The following is a 19,888-nucleotide window of genomic DNA, read 5'->3' on the forward strand; positions in this document are numbered from 1 at the left end:
ATGAATTATATATCCAATCTTGCCAAGAAGAATTTAAAGTTTTCTAAAACAAAGAATATACTGATCATACTCACTATAGCGTTAGCTACTTGTCTTATAACTGCATCAGGAATAATGTTTTACAGCATACAAAGTTCTATAATAAATTCAGCTGAAGAACAAATGGGAAATTATCATGGAGTGTATATTAATGTAAATAATAAACAAATTGAAATGTTAGAAAACAATAGAAAAATTGAAAAGGTAGGTAAATGCATTCCATTTAAAACTATAAAAAATAAAGATTTAAGTGATTCTCAAATGGAGTTATTTTATACAGATTATGCAGGGGCAGATATGACGAATGTGAAATTAAAACAAGGAAACTTGCCTCAAAAATCAAATGAAATAGCACTAGAATCATGGGTACTTGATAAATTGAAGGTAAAATCTAAAATAGGAGAAAACATTCATATTAAAGATGAAAACAATAAAAGTATGGATTTTATTTTAAGTGGAATATTAAGCGATGATAAAATACGTAAGCAGCAAAATAATGTCATAGGTGTAGTATCAAAAAAACTTGTAACTCAAAATTTATATAAAATAAAAACGGCATGTTATGTAAGGGTTAAAAATCATAGAAATATTATGAGCACTGTTTTTGATATTGGACATAGTATTGGTTTAAAAGATGAAAATATAAAGACAAATTCGCTGTATATAAGTGCAGTAGGAGGAGATCCATCATTACTAATATCATTTCTTGTTATAGCTTTAATTATAGTAATTGCAACTATGGTGGTTATCTATAATATATTTTATGTATCTGTTATTGAAAGAATAAAACAATTTGGTCTTCTTTCTGCAATTGGTGCAACTAAAAAGCAAATTAGAAAAGTTATATTTAAAGAAGGATTTACTTTATCAATTATAGCAATTCCAATAGGGATTATATTTGCACATGTAATATATTATATAGTAAGGCAACTACTAATATCAAAGTACTCCATAGAAATAAAATCTTCACCATATATTATAATTATTTCGGCACTAATAAGTTTATTAGCAGTTGTAATTTCCCTTAGAAAACCAGAAAAGCTTTCTTCGAGAATATCTCCAGTAGAATCAATGAGATACAGCGGTGTAGAAATAAATTCAAAGAAAAAAGAAAGAAATTCAATTAAGAAAATATCTATATCTAAAATTGCACATTTAAATCTTTGGAGAAATAAAAAGAGAACAATTATGACTATGATTTCTCTTACCATGAGCGGCATTTTATTTATTGTAATTTGTACTGTACTTAAAAGTATGAATATATATAATCTCACAAAACAAGATTTTAAACACGAATTTTCATTAACAAGCACAGAAACAGAGGGTAATCCTTTAAATGATGAGATAATAAATAATATAAAAAATATTAAAGGGGTTAAAAATGTCAGTACTGAAAAATATACCGGGAATATATCTGTAAACAATTTAAGCTATGGACTATATGGATATGATGATTATCTTTTAGGTAAATTTAAAAAATATTTAATAGCGGGAAAAATATCTTCTGAGGAATTAAAAAGTAAAGATGAAGTTTTAGTTGCAACTAATTATGATAAAAATGATAACAGAATTTGCAAATATAAAGTTGGAGATAAAATAAATTTATCAATTGCAGTAGATAAAAATGGGAAACAAACAGAAAGTATAAAAAAACAATTTACTGTGGCAGGTATAGTTAGTAAGAACATAGGAAGCTTTGGCTGGAAAATAGATGGATATGACCTTATAACCCACGAAGATGTGTTTACAAGAGGAGAATTTAAGGACAAGTTAGTTAGTGCAAATGACAACAAAATGGCAGGAGTATATATAGATATTGACAGCAGCAAGTTTGAATCTATAAAAAGCAAAATTAAATCAATTTCACAAAAAGACAATAGGATATTCTATGATTCAAATACAGATTACAAAAAGGAACTTGAAAGTCAGTATATGGGAATGCAAATTATTGCAATGAGCTTTATTGGTATTATAGCCCTTATTGGAATTTTAAATCTTATAAATACCATGATTACAAGTATACTTACTAGAAAAAAAGAGTACGGAATGCTTCAGGCTGTTGGGCTTTCAGATAGAGAGCTTCGTAAGATGCTTCAAATTGAAGGAATATATTATTCTCTTGGAAGCTCTTTAATGTCTATAATTTTTGGAACATCTTTGGGATACCTGTGTTTTAAATTGTTTAAAAGGTCCGGAGCAGATTATGCAGAATATAAATTACCACTAGGTTCAATTTTGGTATTGATTTTAGCGTTTGCTATAATAACAATACTCATAACATATTTAATTGAAAATAAATTAAAAAAGGAATCAATTGTAGATAGAATAAGATATAGTGAATAAAATTAAGTTTTCACCTAGAAATTTTACGTAAAGTTTCTAAGTGAAAACTTTTATTTATCCGATGGCTACCTGCTCTAATACACCCACTTTTCCAAGTGAGAGTAAAGAGCAGGTACATCCCTGGATAACGATTTCTAAGCATCAGGTGGAGTCAAAACTCCATCTGATGTCAAGAACTCTGTTTATATGTATGCTATAATTGGATTATGATAGGTTATAAAGTTAGATGCAGAATATATGATAACTAATGTGTAATTAAATTATCAATGTATTTGATTGGAGGTAAAAATGGAGGACTTAGATTTATTCAAAGAAATATGTGAAACTCATGCACCAAGTGGCAGAGAAGATTGGCTGTATTCTATTATAGAAGATAATTTTAACCAATTTGGAGATATAACTATAAGTAAGCTTAATAATATGTATATACATAAAGAAGGAAAAACTTCTAGAAAATTAATGATAATGTCTCATGCAGATGAAATTTTTTTAATGGTAAAAGAAATAACAAAAGAAGGTTTTATAAAATTTAAAGGATTAGGAATAGATGCCAAAAGCCTTGTTGCTCAAGAAGTTATCATTCATGGAAAAGAAAATGTATCTGGAGTTGTGGCGTTAAAATATGATTATAGTGATAAACAAAAAAGTAAAGTTAGTATGGAAAACCTATATATAGAAACTGGTTTTTGCACAGAAAAATTAAGAAGTTTAATTAAGGTAGGAGATTATATTACTTTAGATAGAAAAATGGTAGGGCTTTTAAATGACAATGTAAGTTGTAAGTCAATAGATAACAGAGCTAGTATTTTTGCCATGTACGTTTGTGCGGAAGAACTTAAAAATGTAAATCCAGATTTAAATGTTTACTTTGTGTGTTCATGTCAGGAGGAAGTAGGACATAGAGGAGCCAAAATGGCAAGTTACGAAGTTAAACCTGATATAGGTATAGCACTTGATGTTACTTTTGATGGTGGAACTTTAGGGGATAGCGATAGGGAAAATAAGCTGGGAGCAGGGCCAGTTATATGTATAGGTCCTAATATACATACTAAAATTAAAAATAGGATAATACAAACTGCAGATAAATATAGCATTCCATACCAAATTGAAGTTGAGCCGGGAAACACTGGAACTGATGCTTGGGATATTCAAACTGCAGAAGGGGGAATACCTACACTTCTTATATCTATTCCTATAAAGTATATGCATACTTCTGTAGAAGTGGTAAATTTGAAAGATATCAAAAACACAGGAAGACTTTTGGCTAGGTTTATTCAAGAGTTAAAAGAGGATGAATTGGAGGGATTATTTTGCTTTTAGAAAAGCTATCTAACTGTATAGGACCTTCTGGTTACGAAGAAGAAATTAGAAATGTAATAAAAGAGGAGTTGTACACTTTTACTGATAATGTAACTGTAGACAGAATGGGAAACGTTATAGTCCATAGTGATAATAATGATAATTCTTCACCTAAAATAATGATAGCTTCTCATATGGATGAGAGAGGTCTTATAATTACAGCTTATAATGATGATGGGACTCTAAAGTTTTCAACTTTAGGTAAAATGGAAAAAGGAGCATTGCCTTGTAAAACTGTTTTAATTGGAAACAAAAAAGTACATGGTGTTATAGGCATAAAACCAATACATCTTCAGAATAAAAGTGAAAGGGATAGAAATATATCTTATGATGATATGTGTATAGATATTGGAGCCTCAAGTAAAGATGAGTGTAGGAAAACTGTTTCACTTGGAGATTTTGTAGTATTTGACAATAGTTTTTCTAATTTTGGAGACAATTTGGTAAAAGGCAAGGCTTTAGATAATAGAATAGGATGTTCTATACTTTTAGAATTATTGAAGGAAAAATATGAGTGTAATTTATATGGAGTGTTTTATGTCCAGGGAAATATAGATAAAAGAGGAATTTATACTGCAGCTTACAATGTTAAGCCTGATATAATGATAGATTTAGATACTATAAATAGTACTGATGGTGAAGGCGTACCGGAATATTTAAAAACAAATGAACTTACAGGAGGACCCGTTATACCTTTTAATATGGAAGAGTCTATATTTAATAGAGACATTGTAAAGTCTATTAGAAATAAGGCAGATAATATGGGAATTGCTTATAAAAAGAGCATAAGTACTAAGGATACAAGTAAACTTAAACCAGTCCGTTTACCTATTAATAACTGCAAGACAGCAGCGGTATTAATACCATGCAAACATATGGATTATAATATTTCAATGTGCAGCTTGATGGATTATGAAAGTACTTTAACTTTGGTAAAAAGTTATTTGTCAGATTTATAGATGATAATTTAAAATATTGAGGGGTGAAATTTTTATGGATAAACTTCTAATAAAATTAATCAATTCTTTTGGAGTTAGTGGTAAAGAAGATGAAGTGAGGGAAGTAATAAAGGAACGTTTAAATGAAATTAATCAAGATATGTATGAAGATGATATAGGTAATGTAATAGTAAAATTAGGTTCTGGTGAAACTAAAATAATGCTGTGTACTCATATGGATTCTGTAGGATTTATAGTAAACCATATAGACGATGATGGCATGATAAGGGTGGACAACATAGGAAATTTTAAAAAGGAAGATATATCCCATAGTTTTATAAGGTTTGATAATGGAACCTTAGGAAAAATATATACTTCTCACGAAGGCGAATTTGTAGATATAGGCGTGAATGAAAGGGAAGATGCTTTAAAAAAGGTAAATGAAGGTGATATGGCATCCCTTGTAGGACCGTATTTAAGTGTAGGTGACAACAATGTTATAAGCCCACTTTTACATAATAAGGTAGGATGTTATATACTTTTAAAGCTTATAGAATATGTAAAAGTAGAAAATGCAGAGCTTGATTTTGTATTTGCATCACAAGGTGAAATAGGAGGAATAGGTGCTAGAATTGCTGCAAATAATATAAACCCTGATTATTGTATAATAGTTGGTACTGAAAATGCCACAAATGCGGAGGAAAGAAAAAACAACATAAATATAGATGAAGGACCAGTAATTAAAATTATGGATAGTTCACTTATAATGCATAAAGATATAAAAGAGATGTTAGAAAATTGTGCTAAGAGATCAGAAATAAATTTACAATACAGCATAAGTACAGGTAAATCTGAAGGGGAATTAGTGCATAAAGAGAGAATTGGAATAAGAACCGGAGAAATTGCAGTACCATGTAGATACAAGTATTCCACATCTGAAATGGTATCAATAAATGATATAGAAGATACTATAAAATTATTAAAGCAACTGGAAAACTTTAAAGAAATAATATAATAAAAAGAATCTATCTTATAAAGATACGCCATTTATAAAAATAGCTTCTATGATAAATCATCATAGAAGCTATTTTTATAGAGTTTTTACAATATATAATTAGTAAAAGGGAACCTTAAATACTATTTAGAGTGTTCTTTAATTTTTTCCAGTCATTTTCATACATAAGTTTGAAAGAATCATTTCTATTATAAGTTAATGCAGATGGATGATACATAGGGAATATATCCTTTTTCAAATCTTCATTAAAATAGATTTTACCGTGGCATTCACCTATAGAGTTAAATTTAGTAAATCTTTTTAAAGGAGTATTTCCTAAAGTTACAATTATTTTAGGATTAACTAGCTCAATTTCTCTATTTAGTATATCTTTAAATAGTTCAATTTCAGAAGTTTTAGGAGGCCTGTTACTTATAGTTTTTCTCCCATTTTTCCCTTGATTTATTTTTATTGGTCTTAAAAAGCAAGTGTTAGTTATTCTAATATTATCTCTTTGTAAACCTATGGAGTTTAGATAACTTCCAAAGGTCTTTCCTGCCATTCCAACAAAAGGTTTACCTTGTTCTACCTCCGTTTTGCCTGGAGCTTCACCTATGAATAATATATTACAAGGAATAGGCCCATCACCAAAAATGTATCCGCCAGTAGGCGTTTCATCATATCCATCACATATTTTTTTGATTTTTTCTATAAGCTCTTCTTTAGCATTCATAAAAGAAGTCCCTCCTTTAAACTATCAACGTCAATTATATTTTAGCATATAAAGAGCTTTTAAATGCATTTTGAATTAAGTATAGGTTAAATTATTGATATAATGTGTGTATTTTCAAATTGTATGCATACATTTTGAAAAGTATATAGTCGATGATATAATTCTAACTAAAATTGTTTAAGAGGTGATTTTTATGGAAGCTCCATATATAATGACGCCTGGGCCTACAGAAGTTAGAGATAATGTTAGGTTTGCCAGAAGTGAAAGATGTACAAATCCTGACTTAGATATTCAATTTTATGATTTTTATAAAGATACCTGTGAAGATATAGCTAAATTTTTAAATACTAAAAATCAGGTTAGAATATTAAGCGGGGAAGGAATACTTGGTCTTGAAGCAGCTTGTGCTTCTCTTACAGAAGAAGGAGATAGAGTACTTGTAATTGATAATGGCATATATGGTGAAGGGTTTGCTGATTTTGTAAAACTTTATGACGGAGAAGTAGTGTTTTTTAAAGGAAATAGAAAAAGGGAAATAGATGTGGATGAACTGAAGAAATTTTTAGATAAAGATAGTAAGTTTAAGTATGCTACAGTTGTCCATTGCGATACCCCTTCAGGAATGTTAAATAACATATCAAAAATATGTCCTATGCTTAAAGAAAAAGGAATATTAACTGTAGTAGATAGTGTATCTGCTATGGGAGGAGAAAAGTTAGAAGTAGATAATTGGAATATAGATATAGTGGTAGGTGGATCACAAAAGTGTATTTCTGCACCTCCAGGACTTACAATATTAAGTATAAGTCAAGATGCCTTTGAAGTTATGAGAAATAGGAAAAAACCAATAAGGTCTTTTTATTGTAATTTGCTAGCCTGGGAAAATTACTATGAGAAAAAGTGGTTTCCATATACGCCTCCTATAAGTGATATAGTTGGACTTAAAGTAGCGGTGGATAATATTTTAAAAGATAAAGATATTTTGAAAAGACATAGGGAAATAGGTAAAAGTGTTAGGATAGCAGTTAAAGAGGCAGGATTAAGCCTTTATAATGAAAATGGATATTCAAATACAGTTACAGCTATTGAAGTCCCAGAAGGAATAGATGAATCTAAGCTTAGAAAATATATGGTAGATAATTTCAATGTTTTAATAGCAGGATCTTTTGGATACTTACAAGGGAGAGTAGTAAGAATAGGACATATGGGTGAAAATGCAAAAAAAGATATGGTGAGTTATACTTTATATGCTTTGCAAAAATCTCTAGAAAACTTTCAATTTTACTGTCAGTGTGATATGGCTAATTGCTTTTTAAAGAATGCTAAAAGCCTTGAATAATAAAAAATGATAATTTTATCTGGTGGCTCCTATCTTGTTTAGGTGGGAGCATTAGATAGGCTACATATTTGGATAATGTACTCTAAGTTCTAAAAAGTTAGGAAGGCTGTTAATAAGCATTAGGTGTCTGATACCGAGAGTTCTGGTTATTTTGTTATCCGATGACTACCTGCTCTAATACTCCCACTTCTCCAAGTGGGAGTAAAGAGCAGCTACGTACCTGGATAACGATTTCTAAGCATCAGGTGGAGTCAAAACTCCATCTGACGCAAAGAACTCTGTTTATATTAAAAAAACAACATAACCTAGTGTGTCAGTATAAGAATACTTAAGGAATAAGTATTATGGTGTATATATTATAAGATAATTTTATATAATGGTGATATTTTTGAATTATGCATATACGTAATGTGTTAGAATAGCAACTGTCGTCATCAAGCGAAGATATTAATTTGAGAATATCAATTGTAATGTCTCGTGCAATTCAAAATTACGTTTTGAAAAAAAGATGTTGACAAAGTAAGAAATAGATGATATACTATAAAAGCTGTCGAAGTGAGACAGCAAAATGATCCTTGAAAATTAAACAGAGGAAGATATAAGTACAACTTATTTAGAATAAACCAGCAATTCTTTTGAGCTGCGAAAGCAGCTAAAAAAGTAATTTCGTAATAAGAAGAGTCAATACAAACTTTTAAATTAAGAGTTTGATCCTGGCTCAGGACGAACGCTGGCGGCGTGCTTAACACATGCAAGTCGAGCGATGAAGCTCCTTCGGGAGTGGATTAGCGGCGGACGGGTGAGTAACACGTGGGTAACCTACCTCAAAGAGGGGGATAGCCTCCCGAAAGGGAGATTAATACCGCATAATAATCGGTTTTCACATGGAGACTGATTTAAAGGAGTAATCCGCTTTGAGATGGACCCGCGGCGCATTAGCTAGTTGGTAGGGTAACGGCCTACCAAGGCGACGATGCGTAGCCGACCTGAGAGGGTGATCGGCCACATTGGAACTGAGAGACGGTCCAGACTCCTACGGGAGGCAGCAGTGGGGAATATTGCACAATGGGCGAAAGCCTGATGCAGCAACGCCGCGTGAGTGAAGAAGGTTTTCGGATTGTAAAGCTCTGTCTTTGGGGACGATAATGACGGTACCCAAGGAGGAAGCCACGGCTAACTACGTGCCAGCAGCCGCGGTAATACGTAGGTGGCGAGCGTTGTCCGGAATTACTGGGCGTAAAGAGTGCGTAGGCGGATATTTAAGTGAGATGTGAAATACCCGGGCTTAACCCGGGCACTGCATTTCAAACTGGATATCTAGAGTGCGGGAGAGGAGAATGGAATTCCTAGTGTAGCGGTGAAATGCGTAGAGATTAGGAAGAACACCAGTGGCGAAGGCGATTCTCTGGACCGTAACTGACGCTGAGGCACGAAAGCGTGGGTAGCAAACAGGATTAGATACCCTGGTAGTCCACGCCGTAAACGATGAGTACTAGGTGTAGGAGGTATCGACCCCTTCTGTGCCGCAGTAAACACAATAAGTACTCCGCCTGGGAAGTACGATCGCAAGATTAAAACTCAAAGGAATTGACGGGGGCCCGCACAAGCAGCGGAGCATGTGGTTTAATTCGAAGCAACGCGAAGAACCTTACCTGGACTTGACATACCCTGAATATCTTAGAGATAAGAGAAGCCCTTCGGGGCAGGGATACAGGTGGTGCATGGTTGTCGTCAGCTCGTGTCGTGAGATGTTAGGTTAAGTCCTGCAACGAGCGCAACCCCTGTTGTTAGTTGCTAACATTTAGTTGAGCACTCTAGCAAGACTGCCGCGGTTAACGCGGAGGAAGGTGGGGATGACGTCAAATCATCATGCCCCTTATGTCCAGGGCAACACACGTGCTACAATGGGCAGTACAGAGAGAAGCAAGACCGCAAGGTGGAGCAAACCTCAAAAACTGCCCCCAGTTCGGATTGCAGGCTGAAACTCGCCTACATGAAGTTGGAGTTGCTAGTAATCGCGAATCAGAATGTCGCGGTGAATACGTTCCCGGGCCTTGTACACACCGCCCGTCACACCATGAGAGCTGGCAACACCCGAAGTCCGTAGTCTAACTTAGGAGGACGCGGCCGAAGGTGGGGTTAGTAATTGGGGTGAAGTCGTAACAAGGTAGCCGTAGGAGAACCTGCGGCTGGATCACCTCCTTTCTAGGGAGTCGAAAGATAGAGTATAATCTATCTTATAAATTGATGGTTTAAGTAAGTTAGAAAGTCTACTCTGTTTAATTTTGAAGGATCAGATAGATTCTTCTTTCAGTTTACAAGCAATTAGGAATGTAAATTGAAAAATTGTCCTTTGAAAATTGCACAGTAAATAAGAAATAAAGTAAAGCTAAGGTTATGATATAACCTTTGTAGTAGATGTATGTCATTTTAAAGATTTAAGATGATACATGAAACTAAGAAAATTGATAGTAACAAGCAAGACAAGGAAAAACTTGAATGAGGAGCGGAGTTTACTAGTGTAAATGAGCACCGGAATGAAAGTTTTGACGCAGTATTGCGAAGTTAATAGCAATTTTCGATAATGAAAGGTCAAGCTACAAAGGGCGCATGGAGGATGCCTTGGCACCAGGAGCCTAAGAAGGACGCGATAAGCTGCGAAAAGCTCTGGGTAGGCGCAAATAGCCAGAGAACCAGAGATATCCGAATGGGGAAACCCACCTAGACAACGCTAGGTACTGCAAACTGAATACATAGGTTTGTAGAGGCAAACCCGGGGAACTGAAACATCTAAGTACCCGGAGGAAGAGAAAGAAACATCGATTTCCTAAGTAGCGGCGAGCGAAAGGGAAAGAGCCCAAACCAGGAACTTGTTCCTGGGGTTGCGGATAGGTCATAAAAACTGTGAAGTGTTAATTGAAGAGAGCTGGAAGGCTCCGCCGGAGAAGGTAAAAGCCCTGTAAATGAAAACAAAGAGCAGTCAGATCTAATCCAGAGTACCACGAGACACGAGAAACCTTGTGGGAAACAGGGAGGACCACCTCCCAAGGCTAAATACTACCTGGTGACCGATAGAGAAGGAGTACCGTGAGGGAAAGGTGAAAAGAACCCCGGGAGGGGAGTGAAATAGAACCTGAAACCGTGTGTCCACAAACAGTCGAAGTACGTAAAGTACGACGGCGTGCTTTTTGTAGAACGAGCCAGCGAGTTACGATATGCAGCAAGGTTAAGTACTTAAGGTACGGAGCCGGAGGGAAACCGAGTCTGAAAAGGGCGAAAAGTTGTATGTTGTAGACCCGAAACCGAGTGACCTATCCATGGCCAGGTTGAAGCGGAAGTAAAATTCCGTGGAGGACCGAACCACGTTGGTGTTGAAAAACCATGGGATGAGCTGTGGATAGCGGAGAAATTCCAATCGAACTCGGAGATAGCTGGTTCTCCTCGAAATAGCTTTAGGGCTAGCGTCGGAAATGAGTAATGGAGGTAGAGCACTGAATGGGGTAGGGGCTGACAACAGTTACTGAACCTTATCAAACTCCGAATGCCATATACTTGAATTCCGGCAGTCAGACTGCGAATGATAAGATCCGTGGTCAAAAGGGAAACAGCCCAGACCACCAGCTAAGGTCCCAAAGTGTAAGTTAAGTGGGAAAGGATGTGTGATTTCTAAGACAACTAGGATGTTGGCTCAGAAGCAGCCACTCATTTAAAGAGTGCGTAATAGCTCACTAGTCAAGAGATCATGCGCCGAAAATGTCCGGGGCTAAAACTTACCACCGAAGCTGTGGACTCGAAAGAGTGGTAGAGGAGCATCCTGTATGAGTAGAAGTCGTACCGGAAGGAACGGTGGATTGTACAGGAGAGAGAATGCTGGCATAAGTAGCGAGAAATAAGTGAGAATCTTATTGGTCGAAAACCTAAGGTTTCCTGGGGAAGGTTCGTCCGCCCAGGGTAAGTCGGGACCTAAGCCGAGGCCGAAAGGCGTAGGTGATGGACAATCGGTTGAAATTCCGATACCGCATAAAAGCGTTTGACAAAAGGGATGACGCAGGAGGATAAGGTGTGCATACAAATGGATGTATGTCTAAGCATCGAGTCAGGTATACCAGGAAAATCCGGTATATCAATGATGAGGTGTTATGGGGAACCCGCAAGGGGAAGTACCTGATTTCACGCTGCCGAGAAAAGTCTCTATGGAGTTTTTATGTGCCCGTACCGCAAACCGACACAGGTAGGTGAGGAGAGAATCCTAAGACCATCGGAAGAATTGTTGTTAAGGAACTAGGCAAATTAACCCCGTAACTTAGGGAGAAGGGGAGCCACGCAAGTGGCCGCAGAGAAAAGGCTCAAGCAACTGTTTATCAAAAACACAGGTTTCTGCTAAAGCGAAAGCTGAAGTATAGGAGCTGACGCCTGCCCGGTGCTGGAAGGTTAAGGGGAAGACTTAGCGCAAGCGAAGGTCAGAACTTAAGCCCCAGTAAACGGCGGCCGTAACTATAACGGTCCTAAGGTAGCGAAATTCCTTGTCGGGTAAGTTCCGACCCGCACGAATGGCGTAATGATTTGAGCACTGTCTCGACAACAAATCCGGCGAAATTGAAGTGCAAGTGAAGATGCTTGCTACCCGCGATTGGACGGAAAGACCCCGTAGAGCTTTACTGCAGTTTAGCACTGAATTTCGGTATTGTCTGTACAGGATAGGTGGGAGACTAGGAAGTAGTGGCGCCAGCCATTACCGAGTCGATGTTGGGATACCACCCTGATAGTACTGGGATTCTAACCGGGCTCCATGAAACTGGAGACGGGACAATGTTAGGCGGGCAGTTTGACTGGGGCGGTCGCCTCCTAAAAAGTAACGGAGGCGTACAAAGGTTCCCTCAGAAGGGTTAGAAATTCTTCGAAGAGTGCAAAGGCAGAAGGGAGCTTGACTGCGACACAAACAGGTGGAGCAGGGACGAAAGTCGGGCTTAGTGATCCGGTGGTACCTCGTGGGAGGGCCATCGCTCAACGGATAAAAGCTACCTCGGGGATAACAGGCTGATCTCCCCCAAGAGTTCACATCGACGGGGAGGTTTGGCACCTCGATGTCGGCTCGTCGCATCCTGGGGCTGAAGTAGGTCCCAAGGGTTGGGCTGTTCGCCCATTAAAGCGGCACGCGAGCTGGGTTCAGAACGTCGTGAGACAGTTCGGTCCCTATCCGTCGCGGGCGCAGGAAATTTGAGAGGAGCTGTCCTTAGTACGAGAGGACCGGGATGGACCGACCGCTGGTGAACCAGTTGTTCCGCCAGGAGCATAGCTGGGTAGCCAAGTTGGGAAGGGATAAACGCTGAAAGCATCTAAGTGTGAAGCCCACCTCAAGATAAGATTTCCCATAGCGTAAGCTAGTAAGACCCCTCGAAGAACACGAGGAGATAGGTCAGAGGTGTAAGCAGGGCAACCTGTTAAGCTGACTGATACTAATAGGTCGAGGGCTTGACCAAATAAAAACGAAAGAAAAAAAGTTTACTGTGCAATTTTGAGAGGACAGAAGGTTCTCTTTAAAAATTAATATAAAAGAAAATTGATAGAAATAGCAATTTTCGATGATAATCTGGTGGTAATGACGTGAAGGTAACACCCCTTTCCATACCGAACAGGAAGGTTAAGCTTCAGGGTGCCGATGGTACTGCAGGGGAGGCTCTGTGGGAGAATAGGTCGCTGCCAGGTAAGTTTTTTGGCCAGATAGCTCAGTCGGTAGAGCAGAGGACTGAAAATCCTCGTGTCCCTGGTTCGATTCCTGGTCTGGCCACCAAAAGTTTCAGATATAATCTGAAACTTTTTTTATTTTATATAGAAAAAATAATTGAACTATGTAATAATTAAGTATAAAATATAAAAATATTAAGGAGAAACTTATATGCAAAATAATGTGTTAGCAATTGTAAATGGAATGGAAATAAAAGAAAGCGATCTTAAAGAAGCAATTAATAGATTTCCACAAGATAAGAGAAATCAATTAAATACAGCTGAAGGTAAGAAATATTTACTTAATGAGATGGTATTTTTTGAATTAGCATATAGTTACGCTAAAGATGAAAACTTAGAAAAAGATGATGAGTATTTAAAGATGCTGGAATCTGCTAAAAAAGAAATATTAACTCAAATAGCTATATCTAAAGTTATGAATAAGGTTAATGTAACTGATAAAGAAAGTCAGGATTATTATGAAGCCAATAAAGATATGTATAAAAAGCCTGAAAGATTAAAAGCAAAGCATATATTAGTAGATAGTATAGAAAAAGCTAAGAAAATTTCAAAAGAGATCTCAGAAGGTATGCCTTTTGAAGAAGCTGCACAAAAATATTCAACTTGTCCATCTAAGGCTCAAGGTGGCAGTTTAGGTGAATTTGCTAGAGGACAAATGGTTCCAGAATTTGAGAACGCTGCATTTAGTTTAGATATAGATGTAGTTAGTGAACCTGTAAAAACTCAATTTGGATACCACCTTATAAAAGTGGAAGAGAAAATAGAACCTTCTATAGCATCTTATGATGAAGTAAAGAACGCTATTAAGAATGGATTATTACAGGAAAGACAGAAATATGAGTATTCAAAATTTAATAAAGAATTGAGAAGTAAATATAAAGTTGAAATGAAGTAATACATATTGCAATAAAAATGCCAAGGTAATAATGGACATAGGTTTGTGTAAAAACAAAACCTATGTCCATTATTTTATGTAACTTTTTGAAATTTAATGGAAATTTATTTCAAATTAAACTAAAATGGTATTTAATATTATAGCATTTTCTTTTATTTGCAGGTAATATAATGTCACCGAAATTTTTATAATGAATTGCATCAGGTAATGTCTGCGGTTCCAAAGCTATTCCCATATTGGAAACTAATTTTTGATTTTGCACTTTCCAAGTGTCATCTTTAATATTAAGAGTATAAACGATTAGAGCATTACGATCTGATTCAATGTCTAAACGCCTACATGTATCATGATTAATTAAAGTAGCAATATTTTTACCATTTACATTAAAGGGATGGTCAAAGCCATTGAGGCCCGATTCAGTTTGCAAATATTTAATTGCATCTTCCAAATTTTTAGGCTGCTGGAAATCAAAAGGTGTTCCAGAAACTTCTTTTAAAGTACCAGTTGGTAATAAGGCTTCATTAATTTCAGCATAATGGGATGCATTAATTTGTAGTGTATGACCTGAGAACAACTTTGTAATGTCATTATTTAAGTTGAAGTATGAATGTACTGTAGGATTAAAAAGTGCATCTTTATTGCTTAATCCACTAAAAGTGATTAATAAATCATTATTGTTATTAAGTGTATATTTAACCTCTACATTTAATGTCCCAGGAAATCCATCTTCGTCGGGAGATATAGTCCTATGAAAAAGTACACTAGTGGCTTCTTCAGAGTCTTCTGTGCTACTATTCCATATAAGAGAATTGAACCCATAAGTGCCACCATGAAGTGTATTTTCACCTTCATTTTTAGGAACGTTATAGGAGATACCTTTAATTTTAAAAGAGCCATTAGCTATGCGACCAGCTACTGGTCCGATAGCTGCTCCTAGAAACATCTTTCTATCTTTTATATAACTATCTAAGTTGTCAAAGCCTAATAAAACGTTTGAAAAGTTGCCTAACTTATCGGGTACAATAATTTCTGTTAAAGTAGCTCCGTGTGAGATACAGGAAACTTTCATACCATGTTTGTTAGTCATTGTATATTTATAAATTTTGTTTCCTTTGAAAGAACCAAAAACACTTTTTTCTATCATTTTATATACTCCTTTAATATTTAATTTTATCCGATGACTACCTGCTCTAATACTCACACTTTTCCAAGTGGGAGTAAAGATCAGCTACGTCTCTGGATAACGATTTCTAAGCATCAGGCGGAGTTAAAACACCGTCTGATGCTTAGAACTCTGTTTATAAGATAAAAAATTTAGGTATGCTTAATTATTTGTGTTATGATAATATTAAATAATAAGCATACCTTTATATAATTAATTATTTTGTAGTTTCTCTTATAACATCTCTTAAATTTGTATTATGATCTATAATAATTGATTCTAAATTAACCATGCGGGCCCAATCATATACTTGTTCAACTGTTAATCCTAGAGTAAGAACAGTATGATGACCACCACCAGCATAAATCCAGGCTTTTACACCATCAGCAAAGTTTGGTTCAGGTTTCCATACCATCTTAGCTACAGGGAGTTCAGGAGTATCCTCTGCAGGTTCTACAGCATTTACTTCACTGATTATCAAACGATAATGTGTTCCAAGATCTAGCATTGTCATTGAAGTACCTTTACCAGTAGATCCATTGAATATCAAACGTGCAGGATCTTCACGATCACCTATTCCTAAGGGTTTTACCACAACTCTAGGTTTATCAGATGCAAATGTTGGATCAACCTCCAACATATGAGCGCCTAAGATTTCCTCATTACCTTCACTTAATTCATAAGTATAATCTTCCATAAATCCTGTCTTTTTATTGTTTGTCATGATTTTTATAAGTCTACTTAAAGCAGCAGTTTTCCAATCACCTTCTCCTGCAAAGCCATATCCTTCAGCATTTAAACGCTGAACTGCAAGTCCAGGTAACTGTTTCATACCATATAAATCTTCGAAATTTGTTGTAAATGCAGTATAGCCTCCTGCTTCTAAGAAGTGACGAAGTCCAATTTCAATTTTAATTTGTTCTTTTACTTGATTCTCATAGAATTTAGGGTCATTTTCTCCTACATCCATAATATAAATCTTTTTAAATTCTTCATAAGTATCATCAATGTCTTTTTGGGAAACTTTATTCATTTCAGCAACTAAATCACCAATACCAAAATAATCTACTGTCCATCCAAACTGAATTTGAGCTTCAATCTTATCACCTTCAGTAACAGCAACATTACGCATATTATCACCAAAACGTGCAACTTTGATGTCTTGACTTAAGATATAACCTGCGGCTACGTTCATCCAATCAGCAATTTGTTTTTGAACATTTTCTTTTTTCCAATGTCCTACAACAATTTTATTATGTTTCTTTAATCTAGCATTAATAAAACCATATTCTCTATCACCATGAGCACTTTGATGTAAGTTCATATAATCCATATCAATTGTTTTCCAAGGAATATGTTCGTAAAATTGTGTTGCTAGATGAAGTAATGGTTTTTGTAATAATTTAGTACCAGCAATCCACATTTTAGCTGGTGAGAATGTGTGCATCCATGTAATAACACCAGCTACATTATCATTGTAGTTTACTTCCTTCATAAGTTTTGTTATTTGGCTCGCAGAAGTTGCAAGAGATTTAAATACAATAGGATAAGGTAATTTGCCACTCTTATTTAAAGCATCTGCAATTTCCATAGAATGTTCTTTTACTTCTGATAGTGCCTCTTCACCATATAAATGTTGGCTGCCTACAATAAACCAAAATTCCATTTCTTTATTTTTTAGCATAATTGACCCTCTTTCCTTGTTTTTATTTATTATTTTGACCATAGTATGCATTTTTTCCGTGTTTGCGTTTAAAATGCTTATCTAATAAAACTTGATCCATTCTAATATTATGGGGATTTAATTGTAAGGAATGATATGTAATTTTTGCAACCTCTTCCAATACGACTGCATTATGAACTGCATTTTTAGGATCGGTTCCCCAAGTAAATGGACCATGATCATTTACAAGAACTCCAGGTATATCATTTGGATTAATACTATTGTCCTTGAATGTTCTAACAATTACATCTCCTGTCTGCTTCTCATAATCTGTCACTATTTCATCTTTAGTCATCTTTGGTGTTACAGGAATATCTCCGTAGAAATAATCGCCATGTGTAGTACCAGCTGCAGGAATGCAAATACCTGCTTGAGCAAAAGACACGGCCCAAGGAGAATGTGTGTGTACAATGCCTAAGATGTCAGGGAAGTTTCTATATAATACTAAGTGAGTTGCTGTATCACTTGACGGATTTAAATCTCCTTCAATTACTTTCCCATTAAGATCTACAACGACCATATCACTTGCTTTCATTTTTGTATATTCAACACCACTAGGTTTAATAACTACAAGACTCTGACTGCGATCAATTCCACTTACGTTGCCCCATGTAAATGTTACCATATGGTATTTTGGCAACATCAAATTAGCCTCGAGCACTTTTTCTTTTAAATCTTCTAACATGAGCTAACCTTCTTTCACTAATAAGATAAATTATCTTAGTTGTTTTTAACTTATTCATCTAGATTAAATAATCTACTGCAGCTTGTTCAATAGGAATTCCATTTTTATAACGTTTCATAAATTGTTCAAAACCTTTAACGTCTTTTGCTTCAGGTTTTACTTCATCAGCTACATAACCAGCAAAAACTTTTTTTGATAAAAATTCTGCTAGCGTGGAGTTACTTTCTTTATTATTCAAATAACTAGCTAATAGTGCAATTCCCCATGCACCGCCTTCACCTGCAGTTTCCATAACTGATACTGGTGTATTTACTGCAGCTGCAACTGCTTCTTGTCCTACAATAGGTGTCTTGAATAATCCACCATGACCAAGTAACTTATCAAGCTTTACGCCTTCATCTTTTAGGAGAATGTCCATTCCAATTTTCAAGGCTCCTAATGAAGTAAAGAGATGTGCTTTCATAAAGTTTGGTAGATTAAAATTACTTTTTGGTTTTCGTACAATTAGAGGTCTACCTTCCGGAACACCTGTGATATTTTCGCCTGCAAAATAGTTATATGCAAGAATTCCTCCACAATCAGGGTCACCTAGAAATGCTTGAGTATAGAGTCCCATATAAAGAAGATCTCTTGGAATGTTGACATTTATTGCTTCGGCAAATTCATGAAAGATATTAATCCATGCGTCTATATCAGAATAACCATTATTTGCATGAACCATTCCAACTAAGTCTCCTGTAGGTGTTGTTACCATATCAATCTCTGGATGAACATTCTTAAGTGGATTCTCAAGGACGACCATTGCAAAAATTGATGTGCCTGCAGAGATATTTCCTGTACGTGGTGCAACTGAATTTGTAGCAACCATTCCTGTACCTGCATCTCCTTCAGGTGGACATAGTGGAATACCACTTTGAAGATTTCCACTTACATCAAGTTTATTGGCTCCTTCTGGAGTTAAGACGCCAGCATTTTCTCCGGCTAGTAAGACTTTTGGTAGAAGCTTCTCTACATTCAATGAATACTTTTCAACTTCTGGCAAATGATTGAATGTTTCTAACATATGTTTATCGTAATTATGAGTTTTCATATCAATTGGAAACATTCCTGATGCATCACAAATACCCAAAACCTTTTTACCTGTTAATTCCCAATGAATATAACCAGCTAAAGTAGTTATAAAATCAAGCTTTTCAATATGAGGTTCTTTATGGAGAATAGCCTGATATAAATGAGCTATACTCCATCTCTCAGGAATATTGAAGTGAAATGATTCTGTTAACTTTTTGGCTGCTTCCTCTGTCATGGTATTACGCCATGTCCTAAATGGAACAAGTAGGTTTCCTTGTTTATCAAATGCCATATATCCATGCATCATTGCTGAAAAACCAATTGAACCAATTTTTGAAAGTGTTACACCATATTTTTCTTTTATCTCAGCAAAAAGTTTTTGATAACTATATTGTAATCCTTTCCAGATTTCTTCTAGCGAATAGGTCCAAATACCATCTCTTAAGCTTGTCTCCCATTCAAAGCTGCCACTAGCTAATGGAGAAAAATCGTTTCCAATAAGAACAGCTTTAATACGAGTAGAACCAAATTCTATTCCTAATGATGTTTTACCATTTTGAATTTCTTTTACTCTATCCTTATTTATAGTCAATAGAATTACCTCCCCCTTACAATAATAGTAAACGGTTTTTTATGATAAATATATCATTTATATACGTACATGTCAATAAATATATAAAAAAAGATACGTACTTATTTTAAATGTATTTAGATAATTACTTATTAAATAATTATTTTTAGTGATGATATTATCGCGTTTCATTACAGCGTTTTAAACAAATATAACTACTTTTTCACAAACAATTGCTATATCATTAAATATTAATTTTACTTGTAAATTTATTAGTACAAATTGCTCGAT

At 35.3% G+C, this 19,888-nt stretch carries 11 protein-coding genes, 1 tRNA gene and 3 rRNA genes; 10 read left to right on the forward strand and 5 right to left on the reverse strand.

All coding sequences use genetic code 11. The features are described from left to right. The 4 genes from CLJU_RS00525 to CLJU_RS00540 all read left to right on the forward strand — a co-directional run bounded on the left by CLJU_RS00525 (position 1) and on the right by CLJU_RS00540 (position 5,694). Positions 1 to 2,382 carry an ABC transporter permease gene (locus tag CLJU_RS00525; protein ID WP_013236806.1) on the forward strand — a complete coding sequence of 794 codons (2,382 nt, stop codon included), beginning with the start codon at positions 1 to 3 and terminating at the stop codon, positions 2,380 to 2,382. Between the two features lie 288 nt (positions 2,383 to 2,670). Next, a complete protein-coding gene (locus CLJU_RS00530) occupies positions 2,671 to 3,702 on the forward strand; it encodes a zinc-binding metallopeptidase family protein (RefSeq protein ID WP_013236807.1) in 1,032 nt (343 codons plus the stop codon). Further along, on the forward strand, positions 3,693 to 4,700 hold the full coding sequence (locus CLJU_RS00535) for a M42 family metallopeptidase (RefSeq protein WP_013236808.1): 1,008 nt from the start codon (positions 3,693 to 3,695) through the stop codon (positions 4,698 to 4,700). The genes CLJU_RS00530 and CLJU_RS00535 overlap by 10 nt, the downstream gene beginning before the upstream one ends. Positions 4,701 to 4,734: 34 nt before the next feature. Next, a complete protein-coding gene (locus CLJU_RS00540) occupies positions 4,735 to 5,694 on the forward strand; it encodes a hydrolase (RefSeq protein WP_013236809.1) in 960 nt (319 codons plus the stop codon). 115 nt (positions 5,695 to 5,809) lie between these two features. On the opposite strand, the gene CLJU_RS00545 is transcribed toward CLJU_RS00540, so the two are convergent. After that, entirely contained in the window at positions 5,810 to 6,406 is a 597-nt protein-coding gene (locus CLJU_RS00545; protein ID WP_013236810.1) for a uracil-DNA glycosylase, read from the reverse strand. A gap of 193 nt (positions 6,407 to 6,599) precedes the next feature. Here CLJU_RS00545 and CLJU_RS00550 point away from each other — a divergent pair, with 193 nt between their 5' ends. From CLJU_RS00550 to CLJU_RS00575, 6 genes are all read left to right on the forward strand, one after another. Then, positions 6,600 to 7,745, forward strand: a complete 1,146-nt coding sequence (locus CLJU_RS00550) for a pyridoxal-phosphate-dependent aminotransferase family protein (RefSeq protein WP_013236811.1) — start codon at positions 6,600 to 6,602, stop codon at positions 7,743 to 7,745. Between the two features lie 695 nt (positions 7,746 to 8,440). Next, a 16S ribosomal RNA gene (locus CLJU_RS00555) occupies positions 8,441 to 9,950 on the forward strand. Positions 9,951 to 10,335: 385 nt separating this feature from the next. Then, positions 10,336 to 13,225, forward strand: a 23S ribosomal RNA gene (locus CLJU_RS00560). 109 nt (positions 13,226 to 13,334) lie between these two features. Beyond that, positions 13,335 to 13,451: ribosomal RNA gene (gene rrf, locus CLJU_RS00565) — 5S ribosomal RNA — on the forward strand. Together the 16S, 23S and 5S rRNA genes with 1 tRNA gene alongside form the textbook arrangement of a ribosomal RNA operon. Before the next feature lie 9 nt (positions 13,452 to 13,460). Next, a tRNA-Phe gene (locus CLJU_RS00570) sits at positions 13,461 to 13,536 on the forward strand. 105 nt (positions 13,537 to 13,641) lie between these two features. Beyond that, positions 13,642 to 14,385: a peptidylprolyl isomerase gene (locus CLJU_RS00575; protein WP_013236812.1), complete on the forward strand. Its 744-nt coding sequence runs from the start codon at positions 13,642 to 13,644 to the stop codon at positions 14,383 to 14,385. Between the two features lie 109 nt (positions 14,386 to 14,494). Here CLJU_RS00575 and CLJU_RS00580 read toward each other — a convergent pair whose 3' ends face one another. The 4 genes from CLJU_RS00580 to CLJU_RS00595 all read right to left on the reverse strand — a co-directional run bounded on the left by CLJU_RS00580 (position 14,495) and on the right by CLJU_RS00595 (position 19,618). Beyond that, the gene (locus tag CLJU_RS00580; RefSeq protein WP_013236813.1) at positions 14,495 to 15,529 is read right to left on the reverse strand and encodes an aldose epimerase family protein; all 1,035 of its coding nucleotides are present in this window, start codon (positions 15,527 to 15,529) and stop codon (positions 14,495 to 14,497) included. Between the two features lie 235 nt (positions 15,530 to 15,764). After that, positions 15,765 to 17,231: an L-arabinose isomerase gene (gene araA, locus CLJU_RS00585; protein ID WP_013236814.1), complete on the reverse strand. Its 1,467-nt coding sequence runs from the start codon at positions 17,229 to 17,231 to the stop codon at positions 15,765 to 15,767. A 22-nt stretch (positions 17,232 to 17,253) separates the two neighbouring features. Next, complete coding sequence (locus CLJU_RS00590; protein ID WP_013236815.1) at positions 17,254 to 17,955, reverse strand: L-ribulose-5-phosphate 4-epimerase; 702 nt, start codon at positions 17,953 to 17,955, stop codon at positions 17,254 to 17,256. Between the two features lie 58 nt (positions 17,956 to 18,013). After that, entirely contained in the window at positions 18,014 to 19,618 is a 1,605-nt protein-coding gene (locus CLJU_RS00595) for a xylulokinase (protein ID WP_013236816.1), read from the reverse strand. Positions 19,619 to 19,888: the final 270 nt, after the last annotated feature.

The sequence above is a fragment of the Clostridium ljungdahlii DSM 13528 genome (assembly GCF_000143685.1).
GTDB lineage: Bacteria > Bacillota > Clostridia > Clostridiales > Clostridiaceae > Clostridium_B > Clostridium_B ljungdahlii.